This window comes from Sorangium sp. So ce1036, assembly GCF_051369805.1.
Classification (GTDB): domain Bacteria; phylum Myxococcota_A; class Polyangia; order Polyangiales; family Polyangiaceae; genus Sorangium; species Sorangium cellulosum_F.
In genome coordinates this window covers 1,279,782-1,300,815 of sequence record NZ_JBBMOX010000001.1, presented here as the reverse complement: position 1 = coordinate 1,300,815, position 21,034 = coordinate 1,279,782, and the positions used below count along the sequence as shown (strand labels likewise).

The 21,034-nt window shown below is 72.3% G+C and carries 22 protein-coding genes; 8 read left to right on the top strand and 14 right to left on the bottom strand.

Annotated elements, in window-relative coordinates:
• Positions 1-86: 86 nt before the first annotated feature.
• Both WMF31_RS04765 and WMF31_RS04760 read right to left on the bottom strand, forming a co-directional pair.
• Positions 87-833: a class I SAM-dependent methyltransferase gene (locus WMF31_RS04765; RefSeq protein WP_436600791.1), complete on the bottom strand. Its 747-nt coding sequence runs from the start codon at positions 831-833 to the stop codon at positions 87-89.
• A 57-nt stretch (positions 834-890) separates the two neighbouring features.
• On the bottom strand, positions 891-2,399 hold the full coding sequence (locus WMF31_RS04760) for a glycosyltransferase family 4 protein (protein WP_436600790.1): 1,509 nt from the start codon (positions 2,397-2,399) through the stop codon (positions 891-893).
• Between the two features lie 1,943 nt (positions 2,400-4,342).
• On the opposite strand from WMF31_RS04760, the gene WMF31_RS04755 reads away from it, so the two are divergent.
• The 7 genes from WMF31_RS04755 (at position 4,343) to WMF31_RS04725 (ending at position 10,288) form a co-directional block, all read left to right on the top strand.
• Positions 4,343-4,984: a MerR family transcriptional regulator gene (locus WMF31_RS04755; protein ID WP_436600789.1), complete on the top strand. Its 642-nt coding sequence runs from the start codon at positions 4,343-4,345 to the stop codon at positions 4,982-4,984.
• Positions 4,985-5,001: 17 nt separating this feature from the next.
• A complete protein-coding gene (locus WMF31_RS04750) occupies positions 5,002-6,219 on the top strand; it encodes an IscS subfamily cysteine desulfurase (RefSeq protein WP_436606520.1) in 1,218 nt (405 codons plus the stop codon).
• Positions 6,220-6,300: 81 nt separating this feature from the next.
• A complete protein-coding gene (gene iscU / locus WMF31_RS04745; RefSeq protein ID WP_436600788.1) occupies positions 6,301-6,747 on the top strand; it encodes a Fe-S cluster assembly scaffold IscU in 447 nt (148 codons plus the stop codon).
• A gap of 54 nt (positions 6,748-6,801) precedes the next feature.
• Positions 6,802-7,281, top strand: coding sequence for a HesB/IscA family protein (locus tag WMF31_RS04740; protein WP_436600787.1), 480 nt, complete (start codon positions 6,802-6,804; stop codon positions 7,279-7,281).
• 54 nt (positions 7,282-7,335) lie between these two features.
• Positions 7,336-7,872: a Fe-S protein assembly co-chaperone HscB gene (gene hscB, locus WMF31_RS04735; protein WP_436600786.1), complete on the top strand. Its 537-nt coding sequence runs from the start codon at positions 7,336-7,338 to the stop codon at positions 7,870-7,872.
• Positions 7,869-9,932, top strand: coding sequence for a Fe-S protein assembly chaperone HscA (gene hscA / locus WMF31_RS04730; protein ID WP_436600785.1), 2,064 nt, complete (start codon positions 7,869-7,871; stop codon positions 9,930-9,932). The genes hscB and hscA overlap by 4 nt, the downstream gene beginning before the upstream one ends.
• A complete protein-coding gene (locus WMF31_RS04725) occupies positions 9,932-10,288 on the top strand; it encodes a 2Fe-2S iron-sulfur cluster-binding protein (RefSeq protein WP_436600784.1) in 357 nt (118 codons plus the stop codon). The genes hscA and WMF31_RS04725 overlap by 1 nt, the downstream gene beginning before the upstream one ends.
• Positions 10,289-10,315: 27 nt before the next feature.
• On the opposite strand, the gene WMF31_RS04720 is transcribed toward WMF31_RS04725, so the two are convergent.
• Positions 10,316-10,591, bottom strand: a complete 276-nt coding sequence (locus WMF31_RS04720) for a hypothetical protein (protein ID WP_436600783.1) — start codon at positions 10,589-10,591, stop codon at positions 10,316-10,318.
• Positions 10,592-10,801: 210 nt separating this feature from the next.
• On the opposite strand from WMF31_RS04720, the gene WMF31_RS04715 reads away from it, so the two are divergent.
• Positions 10,802-11,410 (top strand): DUF4142 domain-containing protein, encoded by a 609-nt coding sequence (locus WMF31_RS04715; protein ID WP_436600782.1) that lies wholly within the window; start codon positions 10,802-10,804, stop codon positions 11,408-11,410.
• Positions 11,411-11,436: 26 nt separating this feature from the next.
• Here WMF31_RS04715 and WMF31_RS04710 read toward each other — a convergent pair whose 3' ends face one another.
• The 11 genes from WMF31_RS04710 to secG form a co-directional block, all read right to left on the bottom strand.
• Positions 11,437-12,066: a hypothetical protein gene (locus WMF31_RS04710; RefSeq protein ID WP_129353283.1), complete on the bottom strand. Its 630-nt coding sequence runs from the start codon at positions 12,064-12,066 to the stop codon at positions 11,437-11,439.
• Entirely contained in the window at positions 12,048-12,701 is a 654-nt protein-coding gene (locus tag WMF31_RS04705) for a hypothetical protein (protein ID WP_436600781.1), read from the bottom strand. The genes WMF31_RS04710 and WMF31_RS04705 overlap by 19 nt, the downstream gene beginning before the upstream one ends.
• Positions 12,702-12,780: 79 nt before the next feature.
• Positions 12,781-13,179 carry a hypothetical protein gene (locus tag WMF31_RS04700; protein ID WP_436600780.1) on the bottom strand — a complete coding sequence of 133 codons (399 nt, stop codon included), beginning with the start codon at positions 13,177-13,179 and terminating at the stop codon, positions 12,781-12,783.
• Between the two features lie 156 nt (positions 13,180-13,335).
• Positions 13,336-14,427, bottom strand: a complete 1,092-nt coding sequence (gene ychF / locus WMF31_RS04695; RefSeq protein WP_436600779.1) for a redox-regulated ATPase YchF — start codon at positions 14,425-14,427, stop codon at positions 13,336-13,338.
• A gap of 235 nt (positions 14,428-14,662) precedes the next feature.
• The gene (locus WMF31_RS04690; protein WP_436600778.1) at positions 14,663-15,463 is read right to left on the bottom strand and encodes a formyl transferase; all 801 of its coding nucleotides are present in this window, start codon (positions 15,461-15,463) and stop codon (positions 14,663-14,665) included.
• Complete coding sequence (locus WMF31_RS04685; RefSeq protein ID WP_436600777.1) at positions 15,445-16,002, bottom strand: hypothetical protein; 558 nt, start codon at positions 16,000-16,002, stop codon at positions 15,445-15,447. Before WMF31_RS04685 ends, WMF31_RS04690 begins: the two co-directional genes overlap by 19 nt.
• Complete coding sequence (locus tag WMF31_RS04680) at positions 15,999-17,108, bottom strand: hypothetical protein (protein ID WP_436600776.1); 1,110 nt, start codon at positions 17,106-17,108, stop codon at positions 15,999-16,001. The genes WMF31_RS04685 and WMF31_RS04680 overlap by 4 nt, the downstream gene beginning before the upstream one ends.
• A 129-nt stretch (positions 17,109-17,237) precedes the next feature.
• Entirely contained in the window at positions 17,238-18,371 is a 1,134-nt protein-coding gene (locus WMF31_RS04675; protein WP_436600775.1) for a DegT/DnrJ/EryC1/StrS family aminotransferase, read from the bottom strand.
• Positions 18,368-19,042, bottom strand: a complete 675-nt coding sequence (locus tag WMF31_RS04670) for an acyltransferase (protein WP_436600774.1) — start codon at positions 19,040-19,042, stop codon at positions 18,368-18,370. The genes WMF31_RS04675 and WMF31_RS04670 overlap by 4 nt, the downstream gene beginning before the upstream one ends.
• Positions 19,039-20,691: a hypothetical protein gene (locus WMF31_RS04665; protein ID WP_436600773.1), complete on the bottom strand. Its 1,653-nt coding sequence runs from the start codon at positions 20,689-20,691 to the stop codon at positions 19,039-19,041. Before WMF31_RS04665 ends, WMF31_RS04670 begins: the two co-directional genes overlap by 4 nt.
• Positions 20,692-20,697: 6 nt before the next feature.
• On the bottom strand, positions 20,698-20,970 hold the full coding sequence (gene secG, locus WMF31_RS04660) for a preprotein translocase subunit SecG (protein WP_129353303.1): 273 nt from the start codon (positions 20,968-20,970) through the stop codon (positions 20,698-20,700).
• Positions 20,971-21,034 lie beyond the last annotated feature (64 nt).

Genomic DNA, 21,034 nt, shown 5'->3' with positions numbered 1-21,034 from the left:
CCGGATTGTGCGGGTGCGGGGCCTCGCCGCGCTGCCCGGCCCCCGGGCGAAGAGGTGCGTGGGCGGCGCGGGGCCCCCGCCGGGCCCTACTCGCGCACGAGGCTGCCGGTGAGCGTGATGCGGAACGGCGCGAGCGCCTCGACCTTGTCGAGCACGAGGTGCATCGCCATCACCGCCTGGTGCACCCCCGGGAAGAGCACCGTGTAGGTCGGGTGATCGACCCCCGTGTAGAGCCTGTCCACGCGAAAGCCGGTCTCCCTGGCGACGCGATCCACGGCCCACACGGTGTTCATGCGGAAATAGGTCGGGTACGGCTTGGCGTTGCTGGTGCCGTTCTTCGCGCGCAAGAGGCCCACGTAGAACTTGTGGAACCAGTACGGCGTCCAGTGCGTCGCGACGCCCGTGTAAGAGAGCAGGTTCGGCGCCGTGAACACGAAGCGCCCGCCCGGGCGCAGGAGCCGGTGCGCCTCGCGTAGCACCGCCTCGGGCTTCTCCAGGTGCTCGAGCAGGTGGTCCGCGGCGACCACGTCCGCGCAGCCGTCCGGCAGCGGGATCGACTCGCCATAGGCGCAGATGCGCTGCGTCGCCGGGTTCTGCGCGAGCGCCTGCTCGTCCGGATCGACGGCGTAGATCGTCTTGCCCTCGAGCGGCACCGTCGCCACCTTGCCGAACCACAGCGGCCCGCAGCCCAGGTGGATCACGTCCCTGGCCGGCGTGACCGCCTCGTCCACCATGCCCTGGTAGACCTTCCAGTAGTGCGTGCGGCTGGTGAACCGATAATAAAGCTCGTTCGTCTTCTTGTTGAAGCGAACGATCGAGCGGACAATCTCCACGACATCTCCTCGGTCACGGGCAGCGACGCGGGCGCGTCGGCTGCGGGGTGAACGGCGTCACACCACCGACAGGCGCCCCTGGGTGAGCGGCTCGAGCGCGCGCGGCGGCGGGCGGCGCAGCAGGCGCTCCACGGAGTCGGCCACGAGCTGCAGCAGCATGTCCGCCTGCGGGTTGACCGCGCTCTCCTCGCTGTCCCAGCGGAAGCGCAGCGTGACGGTCTCGGCCCCCAGCTCGATCGTGAACGCCGCGACCACGGCCTCGCGGAGCTGCTGCGGCGTCGCCGTGTCCTGCGCCCACGTCCACGACCGCACGCGCGCGCTGCCGTTGGCGCCCGCGGAGGTCACCTCCAGGGCCATGAGCTTCGCCTCCTTCGCGAAGCGCTCGAGCGCCCCGCGCAGCCTCTCCACCCCGCTCGCGGCCTCGATCTCGAGCAGCGCCCGCGGCACGGCGCGCCGCAGCGCCTCCACCGTGGCCTCGCGCGGCGGCCGGGCGTCCCGCGCCCGCGCCCCGAAGAGGGCCAACGAGCCGGCCGCGCGCACCACGATGAAGAGCACCGCGCTGCACCCCGCGAGCGCGAGGCCGATCTCGTACGAGCGGCCGACATACGCCACCAGCGCGACCACCGTGAACAGGAGGCTCAGCCCGTACAGGATCAACACCGCGCCGCGGTGCGAGTGGCCCTTGTCGAGCAGCTTGTGGTGGATGTGCGAGCGATCGGCCGAGAAGATCGGCCGGCGGGCGATGAAGCGCCGCACCATCGCCGAGATCATGTCGAAGATCGGCAGCCCCAGCGCGAGCAGCGGCACCATGACCGCGAGCGCGGTGCCGCCCTTGTGCGTGCCCACGCCGAACAGCGGAATCGCCGCGAGCATGAACCCGAGAAACATGCTCCCGGTATCGCCCATGAAGATCGTCGCGGGGTGGAAATTGTGAAACAGGAATCCCACGATCGCGCCCGCCAGCGTCGCGGCGAGCAGGCAGATCACCAGGTTGCCCGGGTAACCGCCGAGGTACGCGGTGATGAAGTTGGCCACGCAGGCGAAGAAGCCCACGCCTGCCGCGAGCCCGTCGAGCCCGTCGATCAGGTTGATCGCGTTGATGATCGCGACGAACCACGGGATCGTCACCAGGAAAGAGAACGGCCAGAACGACACGTGCCCGAAGTACGGCAGCGTCACGCACTCGAGGCGGAGCCCGAAGGCCCACGCCACCGACGCCGCCAGGATCTGCGCGAGCAGCTTGTGGCGCGCGCGCATTCCCCGGATGTCGTCCCACGCCCCCGCCGCCGCGATCGTCAGCCCGCCGGCGAGCAGGCCCACGACCAGCGAGCCCTGCGAGAACCACATCATCGCAATCTGCGTGCGCAGCGCCACCAGCAGGAACAGGGGCAGCACGAAAGCCACCACGATTGCGAGCCCGCCGAGGCGCGGAATGCAGCGCGTGTGCACGCGCCGCGCGGTCGGCTCGTCCACCGCCCCGACCCGAAACGCCAGACGGCGCACCAGAGGCGTCACTGCCCCGGAAATCACCAGCGCGAGGATGACCGCAGTGAGCGTAGTTACCATTGCTCACCCTTCGTTCGGGAGCTCCGCACCTCTCGAATGCAGCGCAGATCGCGGGGTTCGTTGCTCGTGATCATGACGGACGATCCTTCGTCAGTGCGCCCCTACTACACCAGTTCAGCGTGGGGAGCATGGGGAAATGAAATAAGAGCAAAAAGTCAAGGTTCTCGTTCCACCCTGCCGGTTGTACAGCCGCACTGCACACACCAACCTACATCACCGAATCCTGGGCGGGGCCGCTCCACGGCCTCATGACTTCGCGCTGACACCTCGATGTCCTGGAGACGGCACTCCGGCGCAGCAGATGCAAACGTCCGAGCTCCAGGGGAGCCCGCGGACGGGCCGCACGACACGGCCGTTGAAGGCATCGATCCGCATCGAGACCAGACCCTGCCGTGAGCTGCCAACATCGTTGTGCATCCGAAGCTGTCTCGATGCGTGCTCCGATCCCGGACGGACACCGGCACGCCGGAAACCCGGCCGTTTTCCGGCGGGGACAAGGCGCATCGTGCGCGTGCGAAGCGGACGCCGGCGCCGGCCGGCCCCTCGGCAACATCATGAGGGAAAGCCCTGAGAAGAATGAAAGTCCTGAGGAGGTGACCTCCCGCTCGTTGCAAGAGGAATCTGATGCAAGAGTCCGCACGATGGCGGGCTCAACAGGGAATCCTCGGCGCTGCGTGGCTTGACGTCTCCGATCCCGGAATGGCCGGTGTAGCACATGACGGACGGACCCGGCATGTGCGTTCCAGACAGGCCGCCGCTGGAGTGGCTACTGCTGTGGCTGCCAGGCGCGCCGCCCGTGCCACGGCGGATGACAGGGTGCGTGCCCTCGACGACGGCCGCGAGGGCCGCATGCCGCGGGGCGACCGGCGCGCACATCTGGACCCTCGTCGCCGAGCCGATGCGATCGAAAGATCCAGGCATGACGGGTTCTTCGGTGCTCTGGATTGGCGTCGCATTCATCAAGACGCCGGAGCGGGTGAACGGGGCTCTCCCGTGCTCCGATCCAGCACCGCAGAAAGCCGGGGAGGCATGGTCGCCGGCGCTGCCCCGAGGGATTTCCCGGCGGACGGCAAGGCAAGAAAATCATTCATTTTATTCCCGCTTTTCTCCCCGGAGGACATCCGACCACCCCCATGGGGGAATGTGAGATGCCGCGCATAGAACAATCGCCCAGGACGGAATTTCAATTCGGTGCAAGGCATGGCGTCGCCACGGCAGAGCCCGTTGTTGAAGGGTCGGCGGCGACGCTGCGAGCGACCAAGAACGCTCGTCTCCGGGTCGATTCCGGGTCGATTGGCGAGCTCTGGCGGTTGTGCTGTGCCTCCTGGCGAGCTCTGGCGGGTGACGCCTGGCGGATGATGCGAAGAAAAGATGCTCTCCTGTGCTCAGCGGTTGAGAACCACACCGCACGCGTGGTGCTCCTGTGTCGTTGGAAAGCGGCCCAAGGTCGGTGTCGGTGTCCCACCCCGCCAGGCGAGCGCTCCTCGCAGCAGAGGTCCCTTCACCGTCGCCACGAGCGCGCCCCCTCCGCGCAGCGTCCCACGCCACGGAGCCGCCGCCGGTCGGTCGCACCGTGATCGTGATGCTGCCCGCCGGCCTATGGAGCCGCCGGCCGGCCCGAGGCGCCAGGGAGCTACCTATCTGAACAATCGCTCCGGCACGCCCCGGCCCCCGGCGGGCGGGACCCGAGCGGCGCGCGGCGCACGGGCCTGGCAGCGGGCTCCAGGCTCTGGTAGCGGGCTCTCCGCGGGGTGCCCCTCCCCCCGCCGCGCCGCGTTTCTCCAGCGCCCGCGCTCAGCTCCCGCGCTGCGCCCGCTTCCCGTTGCTTCCGGTGTTCCCCCCCGAGCCCCATACAACCCGGTTGACAGTCCCGGCGCCGCGACCTACAAGGTCCGCAACCCTCACGCGTACGTAAGGGTCAGGGTTTCACCCGCGATGTATCGATGACCACCCGGCACCACCTTCCCGTTGCCCACGAGCAAAGCATCGGAGGGCCGTTCGCGTCCAGCACGTCCAGCACGTCCCAGGCAAGTACGTCCCGGGCGGACACGGCGGCGGACCTGCTGGACTGCACCGAAGGCGAGGATCGCCTCCTGCAGGTGGGCGACATCGCCAGGGCGACCGGGAAGACGGTGCGGGCCATCCATCACTACGAGGAAGTGGGCCTGCTCGTGCCGCACGCCCGCTCCAAGGGGCGCTACCGGCTCTACGACCAGGCGGCCCTCACCCGGGTCCGGTGGATCGGCAAGCTCCACGACCTCGGCCTGTCGCTGAGCCAGATCCAGCAGATCGTCTCGACCTGGGAGTCGGCCCCGTCGGCCCCGGGGGCGATGTCGCGGATCCGGGACGTCTACCAGCAGAAGCTCGAGGAGGTGCGGGGGCAGATCGCGCACCTCGCGGCGCTCGAGCACGAGCTCGTGGCGAGCCTCGCGTACCTCGACACCTGCGAGACCTGCGACCCGGCGGAGCTCATCGCCGCCTGCACGAACTGCAATCTTCACGACAAGAGCCAGGCCGAGCCTGAGCTCGTCGCCGGGATCCGCGGCGGCAACGGGGTTTGCCGCCAGGGCTCGAGTCACCGTTGAGCGAGAACACCATGGGTATCCAGCTTCCGATCTACATGGATTACCACGCGACGACCCCGGTCGATCCGCGTGTCCTCGACGCCATGCTGCCGTATTTCAGCGGCAAGTTCGGCAACGCCGCGAGCCGGAGCCACGTCTTCGGCTGGACGGCGGAGGAGGCGGTGGGCCGCGCTCGCGAGACGCTCGCCCGGTTCATCGGCGCGTCGAACCCGAAGGAGATCGTCTTCACCTCGGGCGCGACCGAGAGCGACAACATCGCCCTCAAGGGCGTCGCCGAGTTCTACAAGGACAAGGGCAACCACATCATCACGAGCGTCATCGAGCACAAGGCGGTGCTCGACACCTGCAAGCGGCTCGAGAAGCAGGGCTTCGAGGTGACCTACGTCAAGGTCGACCGGCACGGGATGGTCGATCCGGACGACGTCGCCCGGGCGATCACCGACAAGACGATCCTCGTCTCGATCATGCTCGCCAACAACGAGGTCGGCACGATCCAGCCCATCGCCGAGATCGGCAAGATCACGAGGTCGAAGGGCGTCCTCCTCCACACCGACGCGGTGCAGGGGGTCGGCAAGGTCCCCTTCAACGTCGAGGAGATGGGGGTCGACCTCGCGTCGGTGACGGCGCACAAGATCTACGGGCCGAAGGGCATCGGGTGCCTGTACGTGCGCAGGTCGAAGCCGCGCGTCCGCCTCACCGCGCAGATGGACGGCGGAGGCCACGAGTTCGGCGTGCGCTCGGGCACGCTCAACGTGCCCGGCATCGTCGGCTTCGCCAGGGCGGCGGAGATCCTCATCGAGGAGGGCAGGGCGGAGTCGGAGCGCATCCTCGCGCTGCGCGAGCGGCTCCGGACGCGGCTCTGGAAGGAGCTCGACGCCATCCAGCTCAACGGCTCGCCCGACCGGCGGCTGCCGGGCAACCTCAACGTCTCGTTCAGCTTCGTCGAGGGCGAGGCGCTGATGATGGCGATCAAGGACGTGGCCGTCTCCAGCGGCTCGGCGTGCACGAGCGCCAGCCTGGAGCCCTCCTACGTCCTCCACGCGATGGGCATCGGCGACGATCTCGCCCACTCGTCCATCCGCTTCGGGCTCGGGCGGTTCACCACCGAAGAGGAGGTCGACCACGTGGCGGACCTCGTCGTCCGGAAGGTGAACACGCTGCGCGACATGTCGCCGCTCTACGAGATGCACAAGGAAGGGATCGACCTCAACAGCGTGCAGTGGGCGGCCCATTGAGGGGCGCCTGAGCGGCGGCGCGGGGCGCGTCGCCCCTGAGATCAAGGTTTCGAGAGGAAGGGAACGGTCGAGGAGAGAGCCATGGCATACAGCGAGAAGGTCATCGAGCACTACGAGAACCCCCGGAACGTCGGGACGCTCGACAAGGAGGACGAGCGCGTCGGCACGGGGCTCGTCGGCGCTCCGGCCTGCGGCGACGTCATGCGCTTGCAGATCAAGGTCGGCGAGGGCGGCGTCATCGAGGACGCGAAGTTCAAGACGTTCGGCTGCGGATCGGCCATCGCGTCGTCGTCGCTCGCCACCGAGTGGCTGAAGGGCAAGACGGTCGACGAGGCGGAGACGATCAAGAACAGCATGATCGCCGAGGAGCTCCACCTGCCCCCGGTGAAGATCCACTGCTCGGTGCTCGCCGAGGACGCGATCAAGAGCGCGATCGCCGATTTCCGGGCCAAGCAGCAGGCGAAGCAGGCGCTCTCCGCGCCGCAGCCGGCGGCCGAGGGCACCTCCGCCGCGGCGGGCGCGGAGTGAGAGCGCCGGCAGCCGGGCGGAGCCGGCCCGGCGCACCGGAGAGGGAGTAGCACCATGCAGAGCAGCGAGGAGACGACCACGACCAGGGCGGCGGACACCGAGGCCCAGAAGGCGCCGGCGGGCACCGCCGCGCCCGCGCCCGTCGAGGACAGCGGGGCGGCGGCCGAGGCGCAGGCCCGGCCGAAGCGGACGCTCGGCGTGAGCGAGGCCGCGGTGCAGGCCATCCGGGCCCAGCTCGCGAAGCGCGGCACGCCCGAGGGCGCGATCCGGGTCGGTATCCGCGGCGGCGGCTGCTCGGGGTTCTCCTACGTCATCGAGTTCGAGGACAACCCGCCCCGGCCCGGTGACCTCGTCCTGGAGTTCGCGGAGCCGGACAGGCCCACGGTGCGCGTCCTCTGCGACAAGAAGAGCATCATCTACCTGAGCGGCTCGGTGCTCGACTGGGAGAAGACCCTCATGTTCCAGGGCTTCAAGTTCAAGAACCCGAACGAGGCGACGCGCTGCGGCTGCGGACACTCGTTCACGGTGGCCTGATCCGCCGCCGCCTGCGCCCGCCCTCGCCGCCGAGGCGCGCCCCCCGAGCACGCCATGACCGATCCCTTTGACACCCTGGGCGTCGAGCCCCGGTTCGATCTCGACCTGCGCGCGCTGGAGCAGCGCCACCGCGACATCTCGCGCGCGCTCCACCCCGATCGCTACGCGGGCGCGCCCGCGGCCGAGCGGCGGCTCGCGCTCGGCCGCGCCATCGAGGCCAACGACGCCGTACGCGTCCTCCGGGACCCGATCCGCCGGGCCGAGGCGCTGCTCCAGCGCGCGGGCATCCCGCGGGGCGAGGAGGCCGAGCAGAAGGCCTCCCCCACCCTGCTGATGGAGATGATGGAGTCGCGCGAGGAGCTCGCCGAGGCGGCGCGGCGGCGCGATCGCGCGCGGGTCTCGCGCCTCGGCGACGCGATGCGGGCGCGCGAGCAGGCGACCCTCGCCGCCATCCAGGGCGCCTTCACGGACGCCGGGGGCGACCCGGCGCGCCTGAAGAGCGTGCTCGCCTTGCTCAGCGAGCTCCGCTACATCCGGCGGTTCCTCGATGAAGTGAGCGCAATCGAAGAAGAACTCACGGTTCAGACATGACCCTCCTCGAGATTTACGACCCCAAGGCCAGGCCCAGCCCGATCGGCATCGATCTCGGGACGACGCACTCGCTCGTCGCCCGCGTGCGCGACGGCCGCCCGGTGGTCATCGACGACTGCAACGGCGAGCGGCTCGTCCCGTCGGTGGTGCACTACGACGAGCGCGGCAACGCCATCGTGGGCCAGGGCGCGCGGCGGCTCGCCCAGAGCCACCCGCGCGAGACGATCGTCAGCGTGAAGCGGTTCATGGGCCGCGGCGCGGACGATCCGGAGACGCGGCGGCTCGGGCCCTACGAGTTCGTGGAGCCGAAGACCCCCGACGACGCGAAGAGCGTGCGCTTCAAGGTGCGGGACCGGGTCGTGACGCCCGTCGAGGTGTCGGCGGAGATCCTGAAGGAGCTCCGCGTCTCGGCCGAGCGCGAGCTCCGATCGGTGGGCGGCGCCGTGATCACGGTCCCCGCGTACTTCGACGACGCGCAGCGACAGGCGACGAAGGACGCCGGCCGGCTGGCCGGCCTGGAGGTGCTGCGCCTGCTCAACGAGCCGACGGCCGCGGCGCTCGCCTACGGCCTCGACAAGCAGCAGAACGGCCTGTTCGCCGTCTACGATCTCGGCGGCGGGACGTTCGACATCACCGTCCTCCTGCTGGACAACGGCGTCTTCCAGGTGAAGTCGACCGGGGGCGACAGCGCGCTCGGCGGCGACGACATGGACAGGGCGCTCGCGGAGCGGCTGCTCGAGGAGATGGGGGCGACCCGGCGCACGCCCGAGGTGGTGCGGCTCGCGCTCGACACCGCCCGCAGCGTCAAGCACGCGCTGACGGACGCGGAGCAGGTCGAGATCGAGCTGCCCGCGCAGCCGGGCGAGGCGGCCGGCGCCGGGCCGGCGTCGCGGCGGGTCCTCGTCACGCGCGAGGAGCTCGACGCGCTCATCGCGCCGATCCTGGAGCGCACGGGCGCCGCCTGCCGCCGCGCGCTGCGCGACGCCGGGGTCGAGGCCCGGGACATCGACGGCGTGATCCTCGTCGGCGGCGCGACGCGCGTGCCGTACGTGCGCGCTTACGTGGCGAAGCTCTTCGGGAAGGAGCCGCTGCGGGACATCGACCCGGACGAGGTCGTGGCGCTGGGCGCCGCCATCCAGGCCGACATCCTGGCCGGCTCGGCGGAGCGCGCGGACGAGGTGCTCCTGCTCGACGTGCTGCCGCTGTCGCTCGGCATCGAGACGATGGGCGGCGTCGCCGAGAAGATCCTGCCGCGGAACACGACCATCCCGGCGGGGGCCCGGCAGGTCTTCACGACCTACGCCGACAACCAGACCGGGTTCGACCTGCACATCGTGCAGGGCGAGCGGGAGCTCGCCGCCGATTGCCGGTCGCTCGCGCGCTTCGTGCTGAAGGGGATCCCGCCGATGCCCGCGGGCATGGCGCGGCTCGAGGTGACCTTCCGCGTCGACGCCGACGGCCTGCTCGGCGTGACCGCGCGCGAGCTTTCGACCGGGGTCGAGCAGAAGGTCGAGGTCAAGCCGAGCTACGGGCTGACCGACGAGGAGGTGGAGGACATGCTCCTGTCGGCGCTCGACCACGGGGAGGACGACCTCCTCAAGCGGCGGCTGGTCGAGGCGCGCGTCGAGGCCGAGCGCGTGGCGATGGCGACGCGCAAGGCGCTCTCCGCGGACGCCGACCTGCTCGCGGAGGGCGAGCGCGAGGCGATCGAGGGCGCCCTCGGCGCGCTCGACGCGGCCATCCGCGGGGACAGGCCGGGGCTGATCCAGGCGCGCACGGAGGCGCTCGACGAGGCGACGCGGGCGTGGGCCGGGCGGCGGATGGACCGCGCCGTGGCGCAGGCGATCGCGGGCCGGAAGGTCGAGGACGTCGAGGCCAAGGTCGCGACCGCGAAGGGCGTGGACGCGCACCTGGCCGAGCACGAGCACGGCGGGCAGGACGCGCACGGCGCGCCGGCCGGCGTCGCGGCGGGCGTGAACGACGCGAGCCGCGCGCCGTCCGACGCCGAGGCGGGCGGCGCGCGCCGGGAATCGGCCGACGCCGAGGCGAGGAGGAGCTGATGGCCAGGGTTCGCTTTCTTGCTCACGGCCGCACGTGGGAGGTCGAGGCGCCGGTGGGCTCGACGATCCTCCAGGCGTCGAAATCGGTAGGCGCGCCCGAGGGCGACGCATGCGGCGGCGTCTGCGCGTGCTCCACCTGCCACGTCTACGTGACGAAGGGGCGCGAGCTCCTCAGCGAGGCCGACGAGGACGAGGAAGACATCCTCGACAAGGCCTTCGACGTGCGCTCGACGAGCCGCCTCGGCTGTCAGGCTCAGATCCTGAGAGACGGCGACATCGAGGCGGAGATCTCCCGCGAGAGCCTCGACGCCTTCTACAACGAGCACCCGAACGTGAAGGACCCGCGCAAGGGCTGAGGCCGGCGCGCGGCGGCCAGCCGCGCGTCAGGACGGCGGCTTCACCTTGGTCGACGGCGGCCTCGGCTCGCGCGACGCGGGCTGCGGGCGGCGGAGCTTGTCGATCTCGGAGCGCGCCTCCGCGGTGATGCGGCGCGCGATGTGGGCGAAGGCCGAGGCGGCCTCCCTGGCCGGCGGCGTCGAGAAGATCGCGACGAGGTGCTGCGCGGCCGTCTTCCTGCCGATGGGGACGAGGAAGAAGGTCAGGGCGGCGAGCAGGAACACGACGCCGTTGACGAGGCGCTTGAGGAAGTCGCCGACCACAGGAGGGCAAGGCTAGACGGCGCGCGCCCCCGCGGCCCACTTCTCGGCGACCGGGCGGGCCCACGCGCACCCCGCCCCTTGCCGTGGTGCCCTTGCCTCACGACAAAAACCCGGCGCCTCGGCGTCAGACGCCGAGCAGCGGAGCCCGGCCGCGCCGGGACCGCTGAGCCGCTCTGGGTTCTGCGAACAACAACCAAGGGGGAAGCCACGATGTTCAACAAGGTTCTCTTCACCGCCGTCGCTCTCTCGGCTGGCCTGTCGATCTCGGCGGCGCTACCGGACGCAGCGGGGCAGCAGAGGCAGGAAGGACAGAAGGCGCAGCCGGCGCAGCAAGGGCAAAGAGCGCAGCAGGGGCAGCAAGGGCAGCCCTCGCTCGCCAAGGCGGATCGCGAGTTCATCGAGAAGGCGTCCCAGGGTGGGCTCCTGGAGGTGCGGCTCGGGCAGCTCGCGCAGCAGCACGCCTCGACCCCGGAGGTGAAGGGCTTCGGGCAGCGGATGATCGACGATCACACGACGATCAACAAGCGGCTGACCGAGCTCGCGGAGCGCAAAGGCATGCTCGTGCCGCAGGAGCTCGACAAGAAGCACCAGGAGGAGGTCGACAAGCTGGCGAAGAAGACAGGGTCCGAGTTCGACCGGGATTACATGAACATGATGGTCGATGACCACAAGGACGACGTCGAGCGGTTCGAGAAGGCCTCGAAGGACGCGAAGGACGCCGATCTGAAGAGCTTCGCCGCCGCGACGCTCCCGACGCTGCGCGAGCACCTCACGCAGGCGCGGCAGATCCAGGCCAAGGTCAAGGGCAAGGGCAAGTAGCGGCGCGGCGCGCCGCTACCGGGGGCTCAGGCGACGCCACGCGCGGCGCGCTCGGGCGCGCCCGCGGACGGCGGCGGGGTCGTCCTCGACCTGGCCGCGCCGCGGACCGGGGCGAGCTTGGCCCGGATCTTCTGGTAGGCGGCCTCATCGACCGGCTCGCCCCGGACCCAGGCGCGGATGAACGGCACCACCGCCGTCTCCCACGAGGCCGAGAGGCGGAGGGCGAGGAACTCGCCGTAAAGCGCCGAAAAGAGCGTCTCGAGCTCCTCGATGAGGAACATGCGCTCGTAGAACTGCTCGTCCACGGCGTCCTTCACGACGCTCGGGATCCGGACGCCCGAGAGGGCGAACGCGTCGGCGTTGAACAGGAACGCGTACTCGAGCTCCCCGCGGGTGATGCGGACGCGCGCCTGCGAGGGGAGCTTGCCCTGGCGCAGCGCCTCGTGGGCCTCGGGGGCGCTGCTCGGGGCCGCGCCCTTGAGCCGGCTCTGCTCCTTCTCCTGCACGAGCGTGATCTGCCCCTCGAGCCAGAGCTCGCAGGCGCCGACGGCGTCCAGGGAGAAGCGCCCCTCGAAGAGCTCGCTCTCGAACCAGAGCCAGACCAGGAATTCACGGCCGACGAAGCGGCGCTGCTCGATCAGCTCGGCGAGGCCCACAGGGCACCTCCAGCGGTGGACTCTGCGTGAAAGACGGTGGGTTTGAGGAGCTCGAAGGCGCCCTGCTGCTCGCTCGTCAGGCCGAGCTCGCGGGCGGCCGTGTAGGGGCTCTCGGGCACCAGCTCGAGCTCGAAGGTCTGCTCGAAGAGCTCGGACAGCCCCTCGTGCGCGCGCGGCGACTGGTTCCAGAACCGCACGACGCCGGCCTCCAGGTTCCAGGAGAGATCCACGACCTTCATCGCCGGGATGAGCTGCGCGCGGAGCTTCTTCGACACGACCGCGCGGAGCTCCTCCTTCTCGCGCCGCCCGAGCTTGTCCCGCCCGCGCTTCGCGAGGTGCTCCCGCTCCGCCTCGGCGAAGTGCGCCTTGAAGAGCGCCGCCGGCACCTGCCAGCGATCGGTCCTGAGGCCGAGGTTCAGGTACGAGTTGAAGAAGATCTTGTTGTGATCGAGCTCGCAGTCGAGCGGGTTCTCGATGGAGCACCACCCGGCGCGCTGCTCCTCGTCCTCCTCGACCGTGAGCGGCCGGAACGCGCGGAGCCGGATTCGCTCGACGAACCTGTCGCGGAACCCCTCGGGCAGGTCGCCGCGCACATAGAACTTCGAGAATGAGATGGATCCTTTGAGTGCGCCCAAACGATCGTCCTTTCGTCTCGTGAGGACATCGGAGGTAGCCGAGCGGATCCAGGGGGTCAAAAAACCGGACGCGGCGGCGTCAGATCGGCTGAACCAGCGGCGGGCGCAGCCAGCGCCCCGCGAGCGGGCCGGTGAGGTAGAAGCGGTAGCGGAGGAAATACGGCGCCTCGTCGGGCCCACAGAACGCGACCGTCGACCGCAGGTAGAGGCCGAAGACGTCGCCGTCCGGGGCCCCGGACAGCCTGTGGCCGAGGACGGGGCTGGACATGGCGGGGAAGCGGGCCGGCGCGCCGCGCGAGAACCCGCGCGGCAGCGCGCACGCGCCAGGCGGCGCAGAGCCTGGCCCGGTCGCCGCGCCGCCCGGAGCGCCGGCCTCCCCGGGCGGGAGGTCGGCCGAGGCGGCGTCGCAGCCCGCCGCGGCGCCCCCCGACGAGAGAAGAACCAGCACACCCCACGCGCGGCCGCTCGCCCCCGGCACCGTCCTGCCTCCTGCGCGAGGCAGGCGCGCGCCGGCGGTCGTGGCCGGCGCACCGCGCTCGCGCGGGCGCTCGTGCAGCAACGGGGGTGCCGCGCCGGCCGCGCACGCGGGGCGCAGCGGGCGGGCGCGGCCGGCAGACGGATCAGGCGTTGACGATCAGACGTTGAAGAGGAAGTGCGCGACGTCGCCGTCCTGGAAGATGTACGTCTTGCCCTCGACGCGCAGCTTGCCGGCGGCGCGGATGGCGGCCTCGGTCTTGTGCTCGACGAGGTCGTCCACCTTGTAGACCTCCGCCCGGATGAAGCCCTTCTCGAAATCGCTGTGGATCACGCCCGCGGCCTGCGGCGCCGTGCACCCGATCGGGATCGTCCAGGCGCGGATCTCCTTGGGGCCCGCCGTGTAGTAGCTCTGCAGGCCGAGGAGCCGGTAGGCCTCCCGCGCGAGCGTCGCGAGCGCCGGCTCCTTCATGCCGAGGCTCTCGAGCATCTCCTGGCGCTCGTCGGGCGCGAGCTCGTTCAGCTCCGCCTCGAGCTTGCTGCAGACCGGCACCACGCCGCTGCCCTCGGAGGCGGCGCGCTCGCGCACCTTCGCCGCGAGCGGGCCCGTGCCGAGCACGTCGGACTCGTCGACGTTCGCCACGTAGAGCACCTTCTTCGCCGTGATCAGGCCGAACGTCTTCACCACCTTGCGCTGCTCGTCGTCGAAGGGGATGCCGCGGATCGGCTTGCCGGCCTGGAGCGCCTCGAGGCACCGCTCCATGAGCGCGATCTTCGGGAGGAGCTCCTTGTCGCCCTTCGCCTGCCGCTTCAGGCGCTCCAGGCTCCCCTCGAGAGAGCCGAGATCCGCCAGCATCAGCTCCGTCTCGATGGTGTCGATGTCCCGGATCGGATCGACGCCGCCGTCGACGTGCACGACGTCGGAGAGCGTGAAGCAGCGGACGACGTGGAGGATGGCGTCCACCTCACGGATATGACTCAGGAATTTGTTCCCCAGCCCCTCGCCCGTGCTCGCGCCGCGCACGAGCCCGGCGATGTCGACCACCCGCACCATGGCCGGGAGGATCTTCTCGGATTTGATGTACTTTGCGAGGAGCGGGAGGCGATCGTCAGGCACCGGGACCACGCCGACGTTCGGCTCGATCGTGCAAAACGGGTAATTCTGCGCTTCGGCCTTCGCCGCTGTCAGCGCGTTGAACAGGGTGCTCTTGCCCACGTTGGGCAGTCCGACGATGCCGACCTCGACGCTCATGGCGCGCACGTCTAGCACAGGTCGAGCCGCGCGGCCCGGCCGTCGGGGGGCGCCTTGAAGGGCGTCCCCGACGGGCGCGACGGGCGCCTGTGGGGCGCGCGCGGGAGCGCGGGCGACCGATCTCGCGCGTGAGGGGGGTCAGCGCCCGGCGCGCAGGGCGCCGGTGAGGAAGGAGGAATGGGCCCGGCCGCCGCCGGCGGATCCCCCTCGCCGCGACGCCGGCTCCGCGGCGCGGTCAGCCGGCGAGCGCCCGGAGACGCCGCGCCGCGATCGCGGCGATGGCGGGGTGCATCACGAAGTGCTGTCGCCCCGCGTCCGCGGGCTGCGGGGTGGGCGTGAGCGTCCCGTCGCGCAGGCCGAGCACCGCGCGGAGCATGAGCTCGAGCCCGATGCGCTCGATGCGCCGCATCACCGCGGCGTGATCGTCGCCGGGCTCGAGCGAGAACCGCTCGACCAGCACGATGGGCCCGGTGTCGACGCCCGTGTCGATGAGGTGCACGGTGACGCCGAGCTCGGGGGGGCCGTCCTCGAGGATGGGCCACAGCGCGACGTCCATGCCGCGGTACCTGGGCAGGGCGCCCGCGTGGGCGTTGAGGACGCCGATCCGGGGGATCGCGAGCACCGGGGCGCGGAGCAGCCCGCCGCCCGCGAACACGATGAGGTCGGGCGACGCCGCGCGGAGCACCGCGAGCGACCGCTCGTCGTTGTGGTTGCGGACCACGTGGAACCGCGCGCCGATCGCCGCGCACACGTCGCGCAGCGACGAGCCAGGGAGGCCCTCCGCGGCGGCGATATCCCGCACGGACCGCTCCCCCTCGCGCGGGGCGGACAGGCTGCCCACGAGGACCTTGCCGACCACCTTGGCCAGCACGCGCCCCGGCGTGGTGAGGCGGAGCTCGTCGCGGAGGCGCTCGGCCTGGAACGGCGCGCGCAGCAGCACGTCGGTGAGCTCGATGCCGTCCGCGCGGCCGAGCCGCCACGCGAGCAGGCGCGCGTACATGCTGGTGTGAACGGGCGCTAGCAGCGCGATGCGCATTGCCTCTCCAGCTCCGCGAGCGCGGATTCGACGTCCGAGAGCGCCCTGGCCCAGTCGGCCGCCGCCGCCGCTCCGAGGAGCCGCGGCGCCCTCGGCGCGAAGCGATCGGCGAGCTTGAGGGCGGCGTTGAGCAGCCGAACGTCGCGGCGCGCCGGCGCCTGCCGCGCGAGCAGCGAGCAGACCGCGGCCCGCTCGCGCGCGACGCCGGCGCCATCCTGCGGAGGCTCGATCTCCGCCAGCGCGTCGCCGCGGCGCAGCTCGACGTGGCGGAGCAGCCGCTCGAGCTCCTCGGCGCCGCGCGGGTCGCCCGCGGCGAGGGCCGCCTCGAGATCGGCACAGGCGCCGGCGCGCCATCTCCGCTGCTCCAGCACCGGGCGGAGGGGGCCTGCGGCGCGCGCCGGCGCGGCGGCAGCCGCCTCCGGAGCCGCCCGCCGCAGCGCGGCGGCGAGACGCCGCCGGCGCTCGCGTCCGCGGGAGGGGTCGTCGATCCACGCGGCGACCGCGCGGACCGCCGCGAGCACGCGATCGCGCGCGGTCACGGCAAGCCTCCGTCGATCGCGATGCGGAGGCTGCTCCCGTCCAGGCCCACGAGCGCCTCTCCGCTCAACCAGAGGTCGTCCAGGCTGAGGCGCCCGGACGGCAGGGCGAGGACGCCGTTCTTGAACAACCAGTAGGGACGCCACCGATCCTTGCGGAAGGAGGCGAGCTCCCGCCAGGTGATCCCGTCGCGGCTGGCCAGGATGGCCGCCGTGTCGCGGCGGATCCCGGCGCCGCGCTCGACGACGGTGAGCGCGAGCAGCACCGGCCCCGGGAGCTGGGCCCCGTACCACGCCGAGGCAGGGATCTCGCAGCCCACCTCGAGGGCGAGCGAGCGCCGCTCGAACCGGCAGGCGTGGTTCTGGGTCACCTCGGAGTCGGTCAACCAGCACACGTGGTCCGCGGTGAAGAACAGCTGCACGGCGCGCCAGCGCTGCGTGCCGTCCCCGATCCGCTCGATCGTGCGGAACCCGTCGCGCGTCCGCCACAGGTAGCACTCGCCGTCGCGATCCCCGGTGGTCACCCACGTCGCCCCCGGGTCGAACGGATCGAGGAAGAGGCCGTGGACATGCCGCACCGAGCCCGCGGGGAACTCGTGGGCGATCTCGACGCGATCGCCGTCGGGGGTGATCCGGTGGATCCGCACCGGGTCGCGGCGCTCGTTCGTCGTGTACTCGCCGAGGTACGCGGCGCCGAGAGGGTCCTCGATGATCCCACGATGCAGGACGCAGTCGCCGGCGAGCGCGGTGCTCAGCGGCACAGGGGCGCGCCCCTCCTCGAGCCGGTAGATCGTCCCCGCGCGGACCCCGAGGACGACGCCGCGCGACGTGCGGTAGACGTTGCACTTGTCGGCGCGCGCGGCCCGCGCGAGCAGGCGCGGGAACGCGGCGGCGTCGCGCGGCATCGTCGCGGGGAAGCGGCAGAACGGCGCGAACGCGCCGACGCCGCGGGCCCGGCGCAGCACGATGCGCCCTCGGCTCGCCCACACCGTGCCGTCGGCGTCGACGTGGTGGACGATCGAGATCGCGTCGGCCCGCTCGCGGACGGAGACCCCCAGCGCGAGGAACTCGCTCGACGGGGTCGGGGTGATGGCGCGAGCCGGCATCATCGTGAGGGCGCCGCACGCTAGCATCCGCTCACGCGGCGCGGCAAGCCGGAGCCCGGCGCCACGGCGCGGGGCGTCGCACTCCCACGAGGCGCGGCGCAGGCGCCCGGTCGCTGCGCTGCAGCGCGGGGGTCAGCCGCGTGGGTCCACGAAGAAGGAGACCACGGCGCCCGCCACGCGGGTGACCTCCTCGCTCGTGAGCTCGGGGTAGATGGGGAGTGCGAGCGTCTCGCGCGCGGCGGCCTCCGCGACCGGGAGCGCGCCCGCCGGGGGGCCGTGCGCCGCGAAGCAGGGCTGGAGGTGGAGCGGCGCCGGGTAATAGACCTCGGTGCCGATGCCCCGCGCGGCGAGGAACCCCCGCAAGGGGTCGCGCAGGGACGCGTCCTTCACGCGGATCACGTACTGGTTCCACGTGTGGCCGGTGGAGCCCGCGCCGGGCAACGACAGGGGCAGATCGGCCTGACCGAGGAGCGCCGCGTACTGCGCGGCGTGCCGGCGCCGCTGCGCGAGGGACGCGCCCAGCCGCGGGAGCTTGCGGCGGAGGAGCGCCGCCTGGAGCGCGTCCAGCCGGAAGTTGCCGCCGACGAGCGTGTGGTGGTGCTTGCGGCGAGCGCCCTGCGCGCGCAGCGCGCGGGCGCGCTCGGCCAGGTCATCCCGGTCGGTGGTCACGAGCCCGCCGTCGCCGAAGCCGCCGAGGTTCTTGGTCGGGAAGAACGAGAAGCACCCCATCCGCCCGAGCGCGCCCGCGCGGCGGCCGGCGCGCTCGGCGCCGAACGCCTGGGCCGCGTCCTCGATGACCGGCAGGCCACGGCCGTCGGCGACGGCGAGGATCTCGTCCATCGGGGCGCAGTCGCCGAACAGGTGGACGGCGACGACGGCCCGGGTGCGCGCGGTGATCGCGCGCGCCATCGAGGCGGGATCCAGGTTGAACGAGCCCGGGAGCACGTCCGCGAAGACAGGCCGCGCGCCGGTGCGGTGGATCGCGCCCGCGGTCGCGAAGAACGTGTACGCGGGGCACACCACCTCGTCGCCGGCGCCGACGCCGAGCGCCATCAGCGAGACGAGCAGCGCGTCGGTGCCGGACGAGACGCCGACCGCGTGCCGGACGCCGAGGTACGCCGCGCACTCCGCCTCGAAGGCCTCGACCTCCGGACCGAGGATGTACTGGCCGCTCTGGACGACCCCCTGGAACGCCGCGACGAGCTCGCCCTGCATGGCGAGGTCGGCGCGGGCGCGGTCGAAGAACGGGACCGGCGGCGGCGTCATCGGTCGAGGTCCTCCGCCGCGGGGACGTCCCGGTAGCGGCGCGTGGCCGCGCCGCGGGGCGCGGGGAGCGGCGCATCCTCGTCGAGATCGAGGCAGCGGACGACGTCGCCGCGGCGCTCGTAGCGATGGCCGCTCTCGGGGCAACGCATCAGGCCATCGGCCGAGGCGGCGAGCCGGTGGCCGTGGCGGCTCATCCAGCCGACGCGGCGGGCCGGGACGCCGGTGACGAGCGCGTAATCGGGGACGTCGCGGGTGACCACGGCGCCGGCGCCGATGAAGGCGTGGCGGCCGATCGTCACGCCGCAGACGACGGTGGCGTTGGCGCCGACCGTGGCGCCGCGGCGGATGCGCGTCGTGTCAAGGAGGGCGCGGCGGTCGATCGCGGCGCGCGGGTTGATGACGTTGGTGAGGACGGCGGACGGGCCGAGGAACACGTCGTCCTCGATGAGGGTGCCGTCGTAGATCGACACGTTGTTCTGGATCCGGACCCCATCCCCGATGACCGCGCCGCCCGCGACGAAGACGTTCTGCCCGAGGACGCAGGCGCGGCCGATCCTCGCGCCCGCGGAGACATGGCAGAAGTGCCATATCCTCGTCCCCTCGCCGATGTCGCACGGCTCGTCGATGCACGCGGAGGTGTGGGCGAAGAACGGCTGGCCGGACACGGTCATGGTGCTCCTCTTGCTTTTGCGGAGGACGCGGGGCGCGGCGCGCTGCCCACCGGCGCCGCCCGCGGCGCGCCGCCGGCCGGAGGCGCGGCCCAGAGCCCCCACCCGCCGCGCGTCGCGAGCGGCGCGCCGGCGAGGGCGATCACGGACGGCCTGACGCGCCCGATGAGGTACGCCGCGCCGACGGCGGCGGCGCGGCGCGCGAGCGACGCGGGGTCGTCGAAGCTCGAGCGGACGGGCGGATCGCGCGGATCGACCGAGCGATCCGGGTGCGCGTCCCGCGGGCGGCCCAGGGCGGCGAGCGTCGCGAGGTGGCCATAGTCGACGACCTCGACGAGGACGGGCGCGCCGGGCGCCACGAGCGCCGCAGCGGCGCGGCCGATGGCGACCTCGTCGCCCCGCGGGCTGAAGTGCTCGCGGCGCAGGTGGGGGCGGAAGACGACGCCGACGAGGAGCACCCCCAGCGCGGCGCCGCCGAGCGCCCGCCGGGCCCCGGTCGACGCCCCGCGGAACGCGCGCGTCGTGAGGTCGCCGACCGCGAGCGCGAGCAGGAGCAGGGCGAGGAGGGTCGCGCGCTCGGGGTGGTGCGTGGGCGCGCCGTCGCGCACGAGGGCGAGCGAGAGCGCCGCGATCTGGAGCACGGCGATCGCGCCGGGCAAGGCGTACGGCCGGGCCGCGCGGAGCAACGGAGGGAGCGGGCGATCGGCCCCGGAGGCGGCGCGGCGACGCGCGCGCCACGCGACGAGGGCGAGGGCGGCGAGGCTCAGGAACAGCTCCGGCTCCTCGCGGAGCATCGCGGCGGGGTACGCGAGGAGCCGCAGCAGGGTGCCGTCGTCGCGCGGGCCGAGCGCGCTGCGGTAGGAGGCGACGCGGGCCAGGAAGTGCAGCGCCTCGCCGTGGGCGATCTGGTTCCACGCGATCCACGCGGCGGGCCCGGCGAGGGCGACGAGCGCCGCGAGCGCGAGCTTCGCCTGCGCGGCGCGGCCCTGGCCGAGGCGAGCGGCCGCGAGCAGCGCCATCGCCGCGAAGGCGGCGGCGACCGGCCACGGCTCGTACCGGGACAGCGTCGCGAGCACGAGCGCGAGCGCGCCGGCGAGGGCGCGTCCGGCGGGCGGCGCGGGCCCGGCCGGCGGCGTGACGAGCGACGCCACCGCGAACAGCGAGAGGGCCGCGGTCGGCAGCTCGGGCACGGTCGCCACGCCGAGGCAGGCGCTCCAGGGGAAGGCGCCGGCGAGCAGCGCGCCGGCGAGCGCGGCGCGGCGGTCGCCCGTGATCCAGCGGGCCGCGATGTAGACGAGCGCCGCCGAGAGGACGCCGAGCGCGAAGGCGATGGCGCGGGCGACATCGAGCGTCGGGGCGAGGAGACGGAAGAGCGCGCCGTTGAGCCAGAACGGGACCGGCAGCCAGCTCGTCCCGGTGGGGTCGAGCCTGGGCGCGTGGGCCCACGCCTGCGCGAGGACCACGCGCGCGAAGTCGTCGTCGCTCACCGCCCGGAAGCCGAGGGCGAGGACCAGCGCGGAGACGGCGGCCTTGGCGAGGGTGACGAGGGCGAGGTCGCGTGCGAGGCGGCCGGCCGAGGCCCCTCCCGCGAGCGACCCCGCGCCCTCCGCCCCGCCCGCGCCGCTCCTCGGCGCGGGAGCGGGCCGTAGCACGCGGGCCTACTTGTCCTGGGATTGCTCGAACTCGCGCAGCTCGCGATCGCCCGCCGACGAGAGGTAGGCGAGCGACACGCTCGTCGCCATGAAGACCGTGGCGCAGACGGCCGTGAGCCGGGTCATGAAATTCCCGGCCCCGCGACCGCCGAACACCTGCGCTGTCGCGCCCCCCATGGCCGCGCCCATCCCGCCGCCGCGCCCCTGCTGCAGGAGCACGACGAGGATCAGGAACAGACAGACGAACACGTGCAGGATGTTGAGGAACGTGTGAAGCATCGGCTTCTTTCTGCTGGGCGATTCCGGGGTGCTGACGGACGGGTGGGGCAGGCCGGCGCCCCCG

Coding starts and splice junctions, on each gene's coding strand:
- WMF31_RS04675 (WP_436600775.1), bottom strand. CDS start 18,371: ATGACGCCGCCGCCGGTCCCGTTCTTCGACCGCGCCCGCGCCGACCTC.
- WMF31_RS04670 (WP_436600774.1), bottom strand. CDS start 19,042: ATGACCGTGTCCGGCCAGCCGTTCTTCGCCCACACCTCCGCGTGCATC.
- WMF31_RS04755 (WP_436600789.1), top strand. CDS start 4,343: ATGACCACCCGGCACCACCTTCCCGTTGCCCACGAGCAAAGCATCGGA.
- ychF (WP_436600779.1), bottom strand. CDS start 14,427: ATGAGCGTCGAGGTCGGCATCGTCGGACTGCCCAACGTGGGCAAGAGC.
- WMF31_RS04725 (WP_436600784.1), top strand. CDS start 9,932: ATGGCCAGGGTTCGCTTTCTTGCTCACGGCCGCACGTGGGAGGTCGAG.
- hscA (WP_436600785.1), top strand. CDS start 7,869: ATGACCCTCCTCGAGATTTACGACCCCAAGGCCAGGCCCAGCCCGATC.
- secG (WP_129353303.1), bottom strand. CDS start 20,970: ATGCTTCACACGTTCCTCAACATCCTGCACGTGTTCGTCTGTCTGTTC.
- WMF31_RS04690 (WP_436600778.1), bottom strand. CDS start 15,463: ATGCGCATCGCGCTGCTAGCGCCCGTTCACACCAGCATGTACGCGCGC.
- WMF31_RS04680 (WP_436600776.1), bottom strand. CDS start 17,108: ATGATGCCGGCTCGCGCCATCACCCCGACCCCGTCGAGCGAGTTCCTC.
- iscU (WP_436600788.1), top strand. CDS start 6,301: ATGGCATACAGCGAGAAGGTCATCGAGCACTACGAGAACCCCCGGAAC.
- hscB (WP_436600786.1), top strand. CDS start 7,336: ATGACCGATCCCTTTGACACCCTGGGCGTCGAGCCCCGGTTCGATCTC.
- WMF31_RS04715 (WP_436600782.1), top strand. CDS start 10,802: ATGTTCAACAAGGTTCTCTTCACCGCCGTCGCTCTCTCGGCTGGCCTG.
- WMF31_RS04760 (WP_436600790.1), bottom strand. CDS start 2,399: ATGGTAACTACGCTCACTGCGGTCATCCTCGCGCTGGTGATTTCCGGG.
- WMF31_RS04740 (WP_436600787.1), top strand. CDS start 6,802: ATGCAGAGCAGCGAGGAGACGACCACGACCAGGGCGGCGGACACCGAG.